At 67.8% G+C, this 13,342-nt stretch carries 14 protein-coding genes; 8 read left to right on the forward strand and 6 right to left on the reverse strand.

The annotated features are described in order from the left end of the window. Window positions 1-10: 10 nt before the first annotated feature. Genes NS2_RS25045 through NS2_RS25070 form a run of 6 tightly spaced genes read right to left on the reverse strand, consistent with a single transcriptional unit; the run spans window position 11 to window position 5,854 of the window. A complete protein-coding gene (locus tag NS2_RS25045; RefSeq protein ID WP_033089836.1) occupies window positions 11-871 on the reverse strand; it encodes an LLM class F420-dependent oxidoreductase in 861 nt (286 codons plus the stop codon). Window positions 872-886: 15 nt separating this feature from the next. Next, entirely contained in the window at window positions 887-2,359 is a 1,473-nt protein-coding gene (locus NS2_RS25050) for an FAD-dependent oxidoreductase (RefSeq protein WP_033089835.1), read from the reverse strand. A gap of 30 nt (window positions 2,360-2,389) precedes the next feature. After that, window positions 2,390-2,752: a carboxymuconolactone decarboxylase family protein gene (locus NS2_RS25055; protein ID WP_033089834.1), complete on the reverse strand. Its 363-nt coding sequence runs from the start codon at window positions 2,750-2,752 to the stop codon at window positions 2,390-2,392. Then, window positions 2,749-3,624: an NAD(P)-dependent oxidoreductase gene (locus NS2_RS25060; RefSeq protein WP_033089833.1), complete on the reverse strand. Its 876-nt coding sequence runs from the start codon at window positions 3,622-3,624 to the stop codon at window positions 2,749-2,751. Before NS2_RS25060 ends, NS2_RS25055 begins: the two co-directional genes overlap by 4 nt. Continuing rightward, window positions 3,621-4,373: an SDR family oxidoreductase gene (locus NS2_RS25065; RefSeq protein ID WP_033089832.1), complete on the reverse strand. Its 753-nt coding sequence runs from the start codon at window positions 4,371-4,373 to the stop codon at window positions 3,621-3,623. Before NS2_RS25065 ends, NS2_RS25060 begins: the two co-directional genes overlap by 4 nt. Before the next feature lie 11 nt (window positions 4,374-4,384). Then, the gene (locus tag NS2_RS25070) at window positions 4,385-5,854 is read right to left on the reverse strand and encodes an aldehyde dehydrogenase (RefSeq protein WP_033089831.1); all 1,470 of its coding nucleotides are present in this window, start codon (window positions 5,852-5,854) and stop codon (window positions 4,385-4,387) included. Window positions 5,855-6,087: 233 nt separating this feature from the next. Here NS2_RS25070 and NS2_RS25075 point away from each other — a divergent pair, with 233 nt between their 5' ends. From NS2_RS25075 to NS2_RS25110, 8 genes are read left to right on the forward strand one after another with little or no spacing between them, the layout of a single operon-like run. Then, window positions 6,088-7,293, forward strand: coding sequence for a cytochrome P450 (locus NS2_RS25075; protein ID WP_033089830.1), 1,206 nt, complete (start codon window positions 6,088-6,090; stop codon window positions 7,291-7,293). Continuing rightward, window positions 7,293-8,075 (forward strand): SDR family oxidoreductase, encoded by a 783-nt coding sequence (locus tag NS2_RS25080; RefSeq protein WP_033089829.1) that lies wholly within the window; start codon window positions 7,293-7,295, stop codon window positions 8,073-8,075. The genes NS2_RS25075 and NS2_RS25080 overlap by 1 nt, the downstream gene beginning before the upstream one ends. Window positions 8,076-8,077: 2 nt before the next feature. Then, window positions 8,078-8,287, forward strand: a complete 210-nt coding sequence (locus tag NS2_RS25085; protein WP_033089843.1) for a ferredoxin — start codon at window positions 8,078-8,080, stop codon at window positions 8,285-8,287. Between the two features lies 1 nt (window position 8,288). After that, on the forward strand, window positions 8,289-8,837 hold the full coding sequence (locus NS2_RS25090) for a nuclear transport factor 2-like protein (protein ID WP_096490356.1): 549 nt from the start codon (window positions 8,289-8,291) through the stop codon (window positions 8,835-8,837). Beyond that, window positions 8,834-10,087 carry a hypothetical protein gene (locus NS2_RS25095; protein ID WP_370737313.1) on the forward strand — a complete coding sequence of 418 codons (1,254 nt, stop codon included), beginning with the start codon at window positions 8,834-8,836 and terminating at the stop codon, window positions 10,085-10,087. Before NS2_RS25090 ends, NS2_RS25095 begins: the two co-directional genes overlap by 4 nt. Before the next feature lie 24 nt (window positions 10,088-10,111). Continuing rightward, window positions 10,112-11,722, forward strand: a complete 1,611-nt coding sequence (locus NS2_RS25100; RefSeq protein ID WP_033089826.1) for an acyl-CoA synthetase — start codon at window positions 10,112-10,114, stop codon at window positions 11,720-11,722. A gap of 57 nt (window positions 11,723-11,779) precedes the next feature. Then, on the forward strand, window positions 11,780-12,487 hold the full coding sequence (locus tag NS2_RS25105; RefSeq protein ID WP_033089825.1) for an acetoacetate decarboxylase family protein: 708 nt from the start codon (window positions 11,780-11,782) through the stop codon (window positions 12,485-12,487). Continuing rightward, window positions 12,484-13,254 (forward strand): SDR family NAD(P)-dependent oxidoreductase, encoded by a 771-nt coding sequence (locus NS2_RS25110; RefSeq protein ID WP_033089824.1) that lies wholly within the window; start codon window positions 12,484-12,486, stop codon window positions 13,252-13,254. The genes NS2_RS25105 and NS2_RS25110 overlap by 4 nt, the downstream gene beginning before the upstream one ends. The last annotated feature ends 88 nt before the right edge of the window (window positions 13,255-13,342 follow it).

Raw genomic sequence — 13,342 nt, forward strand, 5'->3', positions numbered from 1 at the left:
TTAGAGATTATTAGGGACTGGAAAGACCCAGGGGGGTTAGCTTTTCGGTCAGGCGGTCCAGGTAGGTGAGGACGTCTGGTTCGGGCTTGTCTGGGAGGCCGTAGAGGATGTCGGTTACGCCTGCTTCTGCCCAGGCGGTCAGTTGGTCGGGGTTTGGCTTGTAGGCCAGGGCTACTACGCGTGGAACGTCCTGGCGGCCTGCTTCTTCCCAGTGCTTCATGAGGAGGGATGTGGAGGCTGAGACGTCGGATTCGTAGGGGGTGGTGATCCAGCCGTCGCCGGTGCGGGCGATCCATTTGAAGGTTTTTTCGGTGCCGCCTGCGCCGATCAGGACGGGGATGTGGGGTTGGACGGGTTTCGGCCAGGCCCAGCTGGGGCCGAAGTTGACGAAATCGCCCTCGTAGGTGGCTTCTTCCTGGGTCCAGAGGGCGCGCATGGCTTCGACGTATTCGCGGAGGACTGTGCGGCGTTTGTTGCCGGGGACGCCGTGGTCGGTGAGTTCGTCTGTGTTCCAGCCGAATCCGGCGCCCAGGGTTACTCGGCCGCCGGAGAGGTGGTCGAGGGTGGCGATGGTTTTGGCGAGGGTGACGCAGTCGCTTTCGGTGGGAAGCGCTACCGCTGTGGACAATTCGATGCGGCTGGTTACCGCGGCTGCGGTGGCCAGGGCTACCCAGGGATCGAGTGTGCGCATGTATCGGTCGTCGGGGAGGCTGGAGTCGCCCGTTTGGGGGTGGGCGGCTTCGCGTTTGACGGGGATGTGGGTGTGTTCGGGGACGAAGAAGGAGTGGAAGCCGCGGTCTTCTGCGGCTTTGGCGGCGGACGCGGGGGTGATGCCGCGGTCGCTGGTGAAGAGGACTATGCCGAATCGCATGGGGTGGGGGTCCTTTCAGAGCTGCTTGGCGGCGGAGACACCGGCGCGGCGGCCGTAGAAGCTGCCGTCGCCGAGGGAGCAGCCGGAGGCGTAGCCGCCTGCGCAGATGCCTGAGGTGACGCGGCCGGCGGCGTAGAGGCCGGGGATGGGGTTGCCGGAGACGTGGAGGACTCGGGAGTCCAGGTCGGTGCGGAGGCCGCCGAGGGTGAAACCGCCGGTGTAGCCGCGCAGGTCGTACGCGCCGAGGGGAGTGCGGATGGGCTTGACCCACTCGGGCTTCTTGTCGAGGAAGGGGTCCTCGGACTTTTCGGCGTGGTGGTTGTAGAGGTCGATGGTGGCCTGGAGGGTGTTCTCCGGCAGGCCCATTTCGTCCTCCAGCTCGGCGACCGTCTCGGCGACCCAGGTTGGCGCGATGCGCAGGAAGGACATCGAGGACTTGGTCTCGAGGGCCTCTTCCAAGGCGATTTCGTCGATTACCAGGTAGGCCTGGTTGCCCTGTTCCAGCAGGACGGCCTGGCCCATGCGGCCGGGGTAGGTGTCCTCGGTGATGAAGCGCTGGCCGCGGCCGTTGATCAGGATGCCGCGCGCCACCAGCTGGGGGTCGACCACCAGGGCTACCTCGGTGGCGTCCATGTGGGCCAGGTCCGCGCCCAGGGCTTGGGCTACGCGGATTCCGATGCCGTCGTGTTCCTCCACCGTCGCGGCGGGGCGGCCGGAGATCTTGGGGGCGAAGCGTTCCACCATTTCGTGGTTGTAGGCGAAGCTGCCGGTGGCCAGGACCACGCCGCGGGTGGCGCGGACGTGGACGGGTTTGCCGTAGCGGGTGGCGGCTACGCCGACCACGCGGCCCTCGTCGTCGGTGATGAGGCGGCGCAGGCGGATGTCGTATTCGTGGCGGACGCCCAGTTCCTCCGCCTTCTGGGCGAGGGGCTCCATCAGCATGTAGCCGCCGCCCTTTTCGCCGAGCTTCTTGTCCTTGGTCCAGGCCAGGTGGCCGCGGGGGGCGGGCGGGATCTCGTCCTTGAAGGGGGCGGCGTTCTCGCCGCCGGAGAACATGAGGCCCTGGTCGGCGGGGGGCTCGTAGCCGGGCTCGCCCCAGAATTCCTCCTTGAACGGGACGCCCTGGGCGACAAGCCAATCGAAGTGGTCGACGCTGCCCTGGCAGTAGTCGTGGATCTTGGCCTTGTCCACGCCGGGGCCCAGGGCGGCGGTCAGGAACGCCTCCATGTGCTCGGGGGTGTCCTCGAATCCCAGTTTCCGCTGTAGTGCGGTGCCGCCGCCCAGGTAGATGAATCCGCCGGACATGGCGGCCGCGCCGCCCCAGCCGCCGGTGCGCTCCAGGACCAGGACGTCGGCTCCGGCGCGGGACGCCTCGATGGCCGCGCAGACTCCGGCTATGCCGAAGCCGACCACTACGACATCGGCCTCGTAGTCCCAGGTCTCGACGGTGTGGGCGGGTAGCGGGGTTACGGTCGGGGTTTCCGCCATGATCGTTGAATTCCTCACTGCGGGTAGGGATTACTTCTTCTTGTCCTTGGCCAGGGTCTTGCGGATCGCGCCGTCGAGTTTGGTGGCCGACGGCCAGCCCACGTAGTGGGCGAGGAAGACCGCGATTTCTCGCAGCTGGTCCGCGTCCAGCTCGCCATTGCGCAGGGCCGCGCCGACCTGGATTTCGGCTATTTCCGAATGGCCCAGTGCGGTAATGGCTCCGAGCAGTAGGAGTCGGCGGTCGCGCATGGACAGGCCGGGGCGGTTCCAGATGTCGGCGAAGAGGTGGTCGACGGTGACCTCGTAGAACGGGTCGCCCTCCAGGTCAGGGAGGTCGAAGCCGTAGACCTCGGACATCTTCTTCAGGCCGCGTTCTCGGCGTTCGGTGGTCATGCTTGCTCCTTTGCGATCGGGCCGGGGCCCACGCCGAGCCCGGTGCCCAGGTCCTGCAATGCGTGTTGGGCCAGCGGCAGATTCACGTCCAGCCGCGCGGCCAGCTCCAGGGCCAGAGACAGGTCTTTTTCGCCGAGGTCGCGGACGTGGCCGAGGATCGGGAACCAGAAGTCGTCGGGGGCGACGGGTGCGGTGGTCTTGCGGAGCATGATCGCGCCGGGGCCGCCGGTGTGGGAGTCGGAGTGGCGGACCACCTTGCCGAGTTCGGTGATGTTCAGGCCCGCGGCCTCGGCGAGGCGCTGGGCCTCCGCGGCGGCGGTGAAGGCCACGAAGTGGAGCAGGTTGCGGGCCAGCTTCATTCGGGTGCCCGCGCCCACCTCTCCGGCGTGGATGACCAGGGAGCCGAAGCGGGCGAAGGGTTCGCGGACGGTTTCGAAGGCCGCCGGGCTGCCGCCGACCATGACCGCGAGGCCGCCGCGTTGGGCTGCGGGCGCGCCGCCGCTGATGGGGGCGTCCACGAATTCGACACCGTGGGAGGCGCATTCGGCGGCCAGCTCGACGGCGGTGGTGTCGGAGATGGTGGAGTGCACGGCGATGACGGTGCCGGGTTTGGCGGTTTGCAGGAGGTCGGCGACCACCGTGCGGACCTGGTCATCGTCGAGGACCACTACCGAGATGACCGCGCAGCGTTCGGCGACCTCGGCCGGGTTGGCGGCCGCGAGGGCTCCAGCGTCGGTGAAGGGCTGCACCGCTTCGGGGCGCATATCGCAGACGACCAGCCCGCCCGGCCAGTCGGTCAGGCGTTGCGCCATCGGTGCGCCCATATTGCCCAGGCCGATGAAACCTACGGGGAATTCCTGGGTTTCGCTCATGGCCGGAAGACCTGCCCGCCGTCGACGTTCAGGACCTGGCCGGTCACCCACGCGGCGTCGTCGGACAGCAGGTACAGGCACGCGCCGACCATGTCCTCGGTGGTGCCCAACCGTTTCAACGCTATCTGGCTCACCAGCTGGTCGACGAACTGTTCGGGCACGATGCTGCGGGTGGCCTCGGTGTCGGTCGGGCCGGGGGCGATGGCGTTGACGCGGATCTTGGAGTGGCCGAGCTCGTGCGCCAATTGCTGGGTGAGGCTGTTGATTCCGGCCTTGGCCAGGCCGTAGAAGCCGGAGTAGGTCCACGCCGCGGTGGAGGACTGGTTGACGATCGAGCCGCCGCCCGCCTTCGCTATGTGCTTGTAGACCGCCCGGGTCATGTTCAGTGCGCCGTCCAGGTTCACGGCCATGAACTTCTTGTAGTAGTCCCACGGCACGGTGAGCAGGATGTCGAGTTTCATGTCGCCGTAGATCGCGGCATTGTTGACCAGGTGGTGGATGCCGCCGAACTCGGCGACGGTGAAATCGGCTACGGCCTTGGCGGATTGCGGGTCGGCGACGTCGACCTGCGCGAAGACGGCGGTGCCGCCGTCGGCGGTGATCTCCTTGGCGGTGGCCTCGCCGAGCGCGCTGTTGAGGTCGGCGACAACGACTTTCGCGCCCTCGGCGGCCAGGGCGCGGGCGTATGCCGCGCCGATGCCCCGCGCGGCGCCGGTGACGATGATCGACCTATCGGTGAAACGGCCCATGTCAGTGCTCCTCAGCAGCCGGTCGCGATGAGTTTGGTCTCGGTGTATTCCTCGAAGCCGAGGACGCCCATTTCCCGGCCCAGGCCGGACTGCTTGTAGCCGCCGAAGGGCGCGTCGGCCGAATACCAGATGCCGCCGTTCACGCTGAGCGTGCCGGTGCGGATGCCCTCGACCACCGTGCGCAGGCGCTCGGGATCGCGGCCCCAGACCGAGCCGGACAGGCCGTAGGGGGAATCGTTGGCGATGCGGACGGCATCGGCGTCACCGTCGTGGGGGATGACGGTGAGGACGGGGCCGAAGATTTCCTCCTGCGCCACGCGGGAACTGTTGGGCAGGCCGGTGATCAGGGTGGGTTCGATGAACCAGCCGGGGCCGTCGATTCGATTGCCGCCGGTCACGATGGTGCCGCCCTCGGCTCGGGCGATATCCAGGTAACGCTCCACTCGGGCCAGCTGGCGTTCGGAAATGACCGGGCCGCAGACGGTTCCGGGCTTGGCGGGATCGCCGGGCTTGATATTGGCCAGGGTTCTCGCGGCGGCTTCCACCGCCTGATCGTGGTGCTCTCTCGGCACCAGGAGTCTGGTGCTGATCGCGCAACCCTGCCCGGCGTGGACGCACACTCCGAATGCCGCGTAGCTCGCGGCCGCCGCGATATCGGCGTCGTCCAGCACGATGAACGCCGACTTGCCGCCCAGCTCCAGGAAGACCTTCTTCAAAGAGGCTGCCGCCGCGGCCATTACGGACTTGCCGGTGGCGGTGGATCCGGTGAAGGAGATCATGTCCACCCGCGGGTCGGTGACCAGCTGCGCGCCGAGGCCGTGGTCGTCGGAGGTGACGATATTGACCACGCCCGCCGGAATGTCGGTCTCCTCGGCGATGATTCGGCCCACGGCCGCCGCGCACCAGGGGGTGTCGGGTGCGGGTTTCAGGACGACGGTCGTGCCCGCCGCCAGGGCGGGGCCCAGCTTGGCGAAGTTGATCTGGTGCGGGAAGTTCCAGGGGGTGATGGCTCCGACAACGCCGATGGGTTCGCGGCGGAGTTTGCGTGAACTCTTGATGCCCATGGGGGAGGCGATGCCGAGATCTGTTTCCCAGGAATAGTTTTCGGCCAGGTCGGCGAAGTAGGCGAGGTCGTTGATCGGGCCTTCGAGTTGGGGGCCGCTCGTCAGCATTCGGGGTGCGCCCGCCTCCGCGATGGTGATCTCGCGGAGTTCCTCGATGTGGCTCTGTAGTGCGGTGCGTAGTTGCCGGAGGCTGGTCGCGCGAAAACCCGGATCGCGCGACCAGTCCGTGGTGTCGAATGCCGTGCGGGCCGCGGCGATGGCCGCGTCCATATCGGCGGGGTCGGCATTGGCGGCATTGCCGAGGGTTTCCCCGGTCGCCGGGTCGGCGGTGGTGAACACACCGCCGCCGCCTGGCGTCAGCTTGCCGCCGATCAGCAGGTGCGAACCGCCGTCGGGGACGAGATCGCTCGGGCTCATAGGTAGCTCCCATGCTGTCCGGACACGTGTACGGACTATAGGTTCAGGGCTCGGACCCGCGCAAGAACATGTTTCAGTTTGCCGGGTCCGGGCCGGTTCCGGATTCGGGATTTCGTTGTCAGGTGATCCCGTCGCTAGTACCGTACAGACACATGTCCAGCTACGTGTCTCCGTTGCTGGAAAACGTTCGTCAGAGCCGATGAACGCGTTATCGAATACGAGGTGCACACACGATGACCGCAGCCTCCGTCGAGCCGCTGCTGTTCGACCCCTACGACTACCGCGTGCACGAGGACCCGTATCCCGTGTACCAGCGGCTGCGCGCCGAGGCCCCGGTGTACCACCATCCGGAGCTGGACTTCTGGGCGCTTTCGCGGCATGTCGACGTGGCCGCCGGATTCCGCGACAATGTGCGGCTCTCCAGCACCAACGGGGTCTCGCTGGATCCCGCCGCCTGGGGGCCGCACGCCTGGCGGACCATGTCCTTCCTGGCGATGGACGATCCGCGGCATCTGCGGCTGCGCAAGCTCGTCTATCAGGGGTTCACCCCGCGCCGGGTGACCGAGATGAGCGCGCGGATCCGGGAAATCACGCTGCGCTACCTCGAACCCGCCCTGGCCGGTGGGGATTTCGATTGGATCGACGCGGTCGCGGGGCAGGTGCCCATGGACGTGATCTCGGAACTGCTGGGAGTGCCCGAGTCCGATCGGGCCGAATTGCGCAGGCTCGCCGATCTGCTGGTGCATCGCGAGGAGGGCGTACTGGATGTGCCCGTCGCGGCCATGGAGGCGGCCTTGCAGCTGGCGGGGTACTACAACGAAGTGCTCGCTGCTCGTAAAAGGCAGCGCACCGGCGATCTGACCTCGGCCTTGCTGGATGCCGAGGCGGACGGGGATCGGCTGACCGACGAGGAGATCCTCGGGTTCATGTTCCTCATGGTGGTCGCGGGCAACGAGACCACGACGAAACTGCTGGGGAATGCGCTGTATTGGGCGGGGCGCAATCCGGGGGAGTACGCGAAGGTGGCCGGGCAGCCGGAACTCGTCGAGGACTGGGTGGAGGAGACACTGCGGTACGACGCGTCGAGTCAGATTCTCGCCCGGACGGCGGCCGAGGATCTCGAGTACTACGGGCAGACCATTCCACAGGGCTCGAAGGTGTTGCTGCTCATCGGGTCCGCCAATCGTGACTCGGCGGTCTTTCACGACGCGGATCGATACGACATCGAACGGCCCGACAAGGGCGGGCTGATCAGCTTCGGTCGCGGGGTGCATTTCTGTCTCGGCGCACACCTGGCCCGCTTGGAGGCGTCGATCGTGTTGCGGGAGTTCGTGGCTCGTGTCCGGGGGTACGGCATCGGTGAATCCGGTATCCAGCGAGTTCATTCGGTGAACGTGCGTGGGTTCGCGCACCTGCCCGTCTCCGTGGAGGTGCGGTAATGGCTCGGTTCGCACCCCATCCCGACCGGCGGCCGGCGATCGTGGCGGGCGCGTCGTCCGGCATCGGCACCGCCACTGCGGAAGCGCTTGCCGCGCTGGGGCATCCGGTGGCGCTCGGTGCGCGTCGCGTGGAGATCTGCGAGACGCTCGCCGAGAAGATTCGCGCCGCGGGCGGTGAGGCGTTCGCCGGAGCGCTGGATGTCCGCGACACCGGCTCGGTGGACGAATTCGTCAGCGCGGCCGAGCGAGCGCTGGGGCCGACCGAGGTCCTGGTCTCCGGCGCGGGCGATCTGGAATTCGGCAAGGGCTGGGAAATGGATCCCGACCTGTTCGAATCCCAGGTCCGGGTGCACCTGGTCGGGGCGCAGCGGCTCGCGCACCGGGTGCTGCCGGGGATGATCTCGCGGCGACGCGGCGACTTCGTCATCATCGGCTCCGACTGCGCCGTGCGGGCCCGGCCCGGTGGCGGCGCGTACAACGCCGCCAAGTCCGGTGTCGAGGCCTTCGCCACCCAGCTGCGAATGGAGTTGGAGGGCACCGGGGTTCGTTCCTCGATCGTGCGCCCGGGGCAGACGCTGACCGGAATGGGCATGCAGGCCACGCCGGAGGTGGTCGGGCCGCTGCTGCCGAACTGGGCGAAGTGGGGTTTCGCCCGGCACGCGCATTTCCTGCGGCCCGCCGATCTGGCCGCGGCGGTCACCGCGGTCGTCGCCACGCCGCGCGGTTCGCATCTCGTGCTGGTCGAGGTGCAGCCCGAAGCGCCACTCTCGGAAGGACCGTGATCATGCGTCTCGTCGTCGACCTCGATCTCTGCCAGGGCCATGCCGTCTGTCGGGACGAGGCCCCCGAACTGTTCCACGTGCCCGGACAGGGGCAGGTCGAGATCCTGCGACCCGATCCCGGCACCGATCTGGAGGCGGCCCGGACCGCCGTCCGCTACTGCCCGACGCAGGCGCTGTCGCTGATAGCCGATCCTGCGAATGAAGGAGCCTGACATGGCCTGGTCCCGCGATGAACTCGACGAGATGATCCGCCGCTGGGTGGACGAGAACAAACAGTGTGAGGCACAGGGGGATTGGAAGCCCCTCGACCACTTCTATACCGAGGACGCCACCTACGGCTGGAACTACGGGCCGCAACAGGAGTTCATGGCGGTCGGGCGGGACGAGATCCGCGAGATCGCGCTCGGGCAGGAGATGTTCGGGCTGGAGGGGTGGACGTATCCGTATCAGGAATTCGTGGTGGACGAGCGCAGCGGCAGCGTCATCGGGTTCTGGAAGCAGGTCAACGAGCAGCGCCGGGCGGACGGACGGCCGTATTCGCCCGAGGGCATCGGGGGCAGCTGGTTCCGGTACGCCGGCGATTTCCAGTGGAGCTGGCAGCGCGATTTCTTCGACTTCGGCAATGTGACAGCGCTTTTCGTGGAGATGATCTCCAACGACGCGCTGTCGTCCGGCATGCGCAAACGCATGGAGCGGGCCATGTCGGGCGAACCGCTGCCCGGCTGGTACCCGGTCGGAAAGGGGCCGGTGCCCCTGTGGTGACCAGCGGATACGAATTCCTGACCAGATCCGAACTGGCGCGGCTGGTTCCGGAACTGCTGCTGTGCGGGCACCTCATCGACCGGTCGGGAATGGCGCATGTGCTCGGCGCGCTCGGGCGGCCGGGGATGACGGCGGTGGCCATCGACGAATGGCGGCTGGCCAGTCCGGTGTACACGCGGCGCATGCGCAAGGCACTGGGGATCGACGGCGATGGCGTGGACGCGATCTTCAAGTGCTTTCAGCTCGATATCGGTGCGCCACCGCAATTCATGGACTTCCGGTTCCGCGTGATCGATCACGATCACGGGGAATTCCACCTGGACCACTGCGGCGCGCTGGCCGATGTGGAACCGATGGGGACGGAGTTCGTGGTGGCCATGTGCCACGACATCGAGGATCCGACCTTCGACGCCACCGCGCTGGCGACCAATCCGCACGCGCGGGTGCGGCCGGTGCATCGGCCGCCGCGCGAGCCCGCCGATCGAAAACCGGTGTGCGCGTGGACGGTGACCATCGATCCGCAGCACGAGCCGCCCGCCGCCGTCGAGGGGGCGGAACTGGTGGCCGGATCCGAGGCGGCGGGGACCGTGCTGTCGCCCATCGATCCGGATGATGAAGGGCTGCGCGACTATTCGGGCCCGCTGCTGAGTGATCTGCGGTTCGAGGACTTCTCGCGCTCGGCATTGATCCGGATCGCCGATGAGGTGAGTTTGCAGCACCATCTGCTGACCCTCGGCTATCGGGCGGCGGTCGAGGCACGGACGGAATCGACTGTGGCCGTGGATATTCTGCGTAAACAGTTCACGGGCATCGCCGGGCTCACCTCCGAACGACTGCGTGCCGCGCTCGGGCTCGGGGATGATTTCGCGGCGCTGGCCAAGGTGCTGCGCGTGCATCCGGCCTTCAACCCGGCCGCCTATGTGGACGCGATGGTATCCACCGAGACCGCCGGCGGCGAGCAGTCGGTGGAGCTGCGAATCGGGCGCGCCTGCGGGGCGGCCGACGACGGCGCCTGGGCGGCTCTGCTCGACCCCGACCATCTCGAACCGCTCGACGCGCTGGTGCGCGGGGTGAACCCGCGGTTCTACTGCGGTGTCCGCACGGTCGACGACTGCGCCCTGACCATCGAAATCCGGCGTGCGGACCTGCCCTTCCGCACCGCCGACGAGGTCGCCATCACCCGGTTCAGCTCCGGGGCGGGCTTCGCCTTCACCGACCGGGGCACCCCGCTGCCGCTCACCGTCCGGTAGCCGGAACCACCAGGAGATACGGCCATGGCCTGCAATTTCGCCGACCTCTACGAACACGCCGCCGACGCCGTGCCCGAGCGGACCGCGGTCATCGCGGGCGGGCGGCGGCTCACCTTCGCCGAACTCGACGCCCGCGCCAACCGGCTGGCCCACCACCTCGCCGGAGCGGGGGCGGGGGCGGGGACGCATATCGGATTCCATATGCACAACAGCATCGAGTCATTGGAAATGCTGTTGGGCTGCTACAAGATTCGGTCGGTGCCGGTGAATGTCAACTACCGGTACCGGGCCGAGGAACTGCGATACGTCTACGACAACGCCGACCTCGAGATGGCGGTGCACCATCGGTGCTACGCGCCGCTCGTCGAGGAGATCCGGCCGCAACTGCCGAAGCTGCGGCACACGCTGGTGGTCGAGGACGATCAGGGTGGGGCGGGCCTGGCGTCGAGTTCGGTGCCGTACGAGCAGGCGCTCGAATCCGGTTCCGCAGAACGGGATTTCGGGCCGCGCAGCGCCGACGACCACTTCATCATGTACACCGGCGGCACCACCGGACTGCCCAAGGGCGTGATCTGGCGGCAGGAGGATATGTGGCGGGTGCTGGGCGGGGGCATCGACTTCTACACCGGTGAACCAGTCGCGGACGAGTATCAGCAGTCGCGCGCGGCCGCGCAGAACGAGTGGCCGATGACGTGGTTCGTGCTGCCGCCCCTGATTCACGCCGCCGCCATGATGCCCACCTTCACCGCGCTGTGGTCGGGCAATGCGGTGCTGTTCCAGCCGCGCTTCGACCCCGACGAGGTCTGGCGGCTGGTGGCGCAGGAGCGGCCGCAGGTGCTGGTCGTCACCGGTGATGCCATCGCGCGGCCGCTGGTGGACTCCTATCGGGCCGCGCCGGTGGATGCTTCGTCGCTGGTCTCCATCGGCTCGGGGGCCGCGCAGCTGACCCAGCCGGTGAAGAACGCGCTGCTGGAACTGTTTCCGAGCACCTTGGTCACCGAGTCCATCGGGTCGTCCGAAACCGGTTTCGGGGGCATCGGATTCGCGCAGAAGGATGACGATCCGGCGCGCGCTCCGCGGGTCACCACGGGTCGCGGGGCGCTGGTGGTCGATGATGCCGGGCATCCGGTCGAGCCCGGCGGCGAGGGCTGGGTGGCCAAGACGGGCAATGTGCCCATCGGCTACTACAAGGATCCGGTGAAGACCGGCAAGCTGTTCCGGACCGTGGACGGCGTGCGGATGGTCATCACCGACGACCGCGCGCGGGTGGAGGCCGATGGCTCGGTGACGCTGATCGGGCGCGGCAATATGGTCGTCAACACCGGCGGCGAGAAGGTCTTTCCCGAAGAGGTCGAGGCCGTGCTCAAGGCGCATCCGGCCGTGTACGACGCGGTCGTCATCGGGGTGCCGCACGAACGGTGGGGGCAGCAGGTGGCGGCGGTGGTGTCCGCGGCCGACGGGGCGATCGATTTCGCGGCGCTCGAGCAGCATGTGCGCACCCATCTCGCCGGGTACAAGCTGCCGCGTCGAATCTGGGTGGCCGAAACCGTGTCCCGCACGCCCAGTGGCAAACCCGACTATCGCTGGGCCAAATCCTTCGTCCTGTCTCGCGAACCCGATCACGAGACCCGGTGAGCGGGAAACTCGATGAAACAGCCATCACACGCTACTGCAACCTGTTCTAATTTGAGCGTGGAAGCGCATTCCGTACTCGGCGAACAGGTCCGCATGCCGGTGGAGATCCGCCATGCCGACGCGGGCTCAGCGCTGTTCGCGGTGGACGCCGCGGCGGCGCGGGAGCTGCTCGCGGACGCCGGGCTCGAGCCGCTCACCGTGTTCGGGAAGGCCGTGCTGTCACTGGCTTTCGTGCGGTACGTCGACGGGGATCTCGGGCCGTACCACGAATTCGCATTCTCGCTCATGGCGAAGCAGCCGGGACGCAAGAACAGCACCGGGGCCTACATCCACTGGCTGCCGGTGAACCAGAGTTTCACCTGCGAAGCGGGACAGTCGATCTGGGGCTTTCCGAAGCTGATGGCCGACATCGACATCACGCCGGACGGACACGGGCACCGATGCGAGGTGCGGGTCGACGGGCAGCTCGTCATCGCCCTGCGGGTCGCGGACGGCTTCCCCATGCCCGGCGGTGCGGGCGGCGCGTCCATCGACGCCTACACCTGGCGGGACGGGCTGCTGCGGCGCACGCTGTGGGTCATGAATCCGGGTGGGGTGCGCGGTCGGCCCGGCGGTGCGCGGGTGGAGCTCGGCACCCATCCCGTCTCGGATCGGTTGCGTGCCCTGGGCCTGCCCAAGCCCGCCCTGTTCACCAGCCGAATCGGCACGCTCCGAATGACTTTCGGAGACGCGGCCACGGTACTGCAAACCCGGGAGGTCCGATGAGCCGGACAGCACTCGTCACCGGCGCGGCCAGCGGCATGGGCCGCATCGTCGCGCAGCGTCTCGCGGCGGCGGGATGGAATGTGGCCGCGGTCGATCTGAACGCCGCCGGATTGGCCGAGACGGCGCTGCGGTCGCCGAACACGCACACCTACACCTGCGATGTGTCCGATCCCGGCCAGGTCCGCGCGGTCGTGGACAAGATCCGTTCGGAATTCGGGACCATCGACCGCCTGGTGCACGCCGCGGGCATGTGCCACGTGCACGCCTCCGTGCTGGACCACGATGTGGCCCAGATCCGGAAGATGATGGACGTCAACTACATCGGCACCGTCAACCTCTGCCAGGCCGTCATCCCGGCCATGAAGCAGGCGGGCGCGGGGACCATGGTGCTGTTCGCCTCGCTGGCGGGCTGGCTGCCCTCGCCGGGCATGGCCGGGTACACGGCGTCCAAGCACGCGGTGGTCGGATTCGCCGACAGCCTCTCCTACGAACTGCACGGCAGCGGGGTCCGGCTGCTGGTGCTGTGCCCGCCGATGGTCGAGACGCCGTTCCTGGACGCGGTGCGCGCGGAGAATGCCAGCGTGCTCGGCAATACCGGCGGGGCCAAGCCGGAGAGCATTGTGGACGCGCTGGAAAAGGCGCTGGCGAAACCGAAAACCCCATTGTTCGTGCTGCCGGGCCAGGCCCGCCCGGTGTACTACATGCGGCGGTTCTTCCCCGGCCTGGCCCGCGCCATCGTCCGCCGCTCGGTCCGCCCCACCGAGTAACCCCCCGAACTGGATGTCGGCACGTGCTCCGATCGACATCCACTCCGGCGCTGGGTGGCCGAGGCTCTGCGGCCGCCCAGCGCCGACA

The organism is Nocardia seriolae NBRC 15557 (genome assembly GCF_007990715.1).
GTDB lineage: Bacteria > Actinomycetota > Actinomycetes > Mycobacteriales > Mycobacteriaceae > Nocardia > Nocardia seriolae.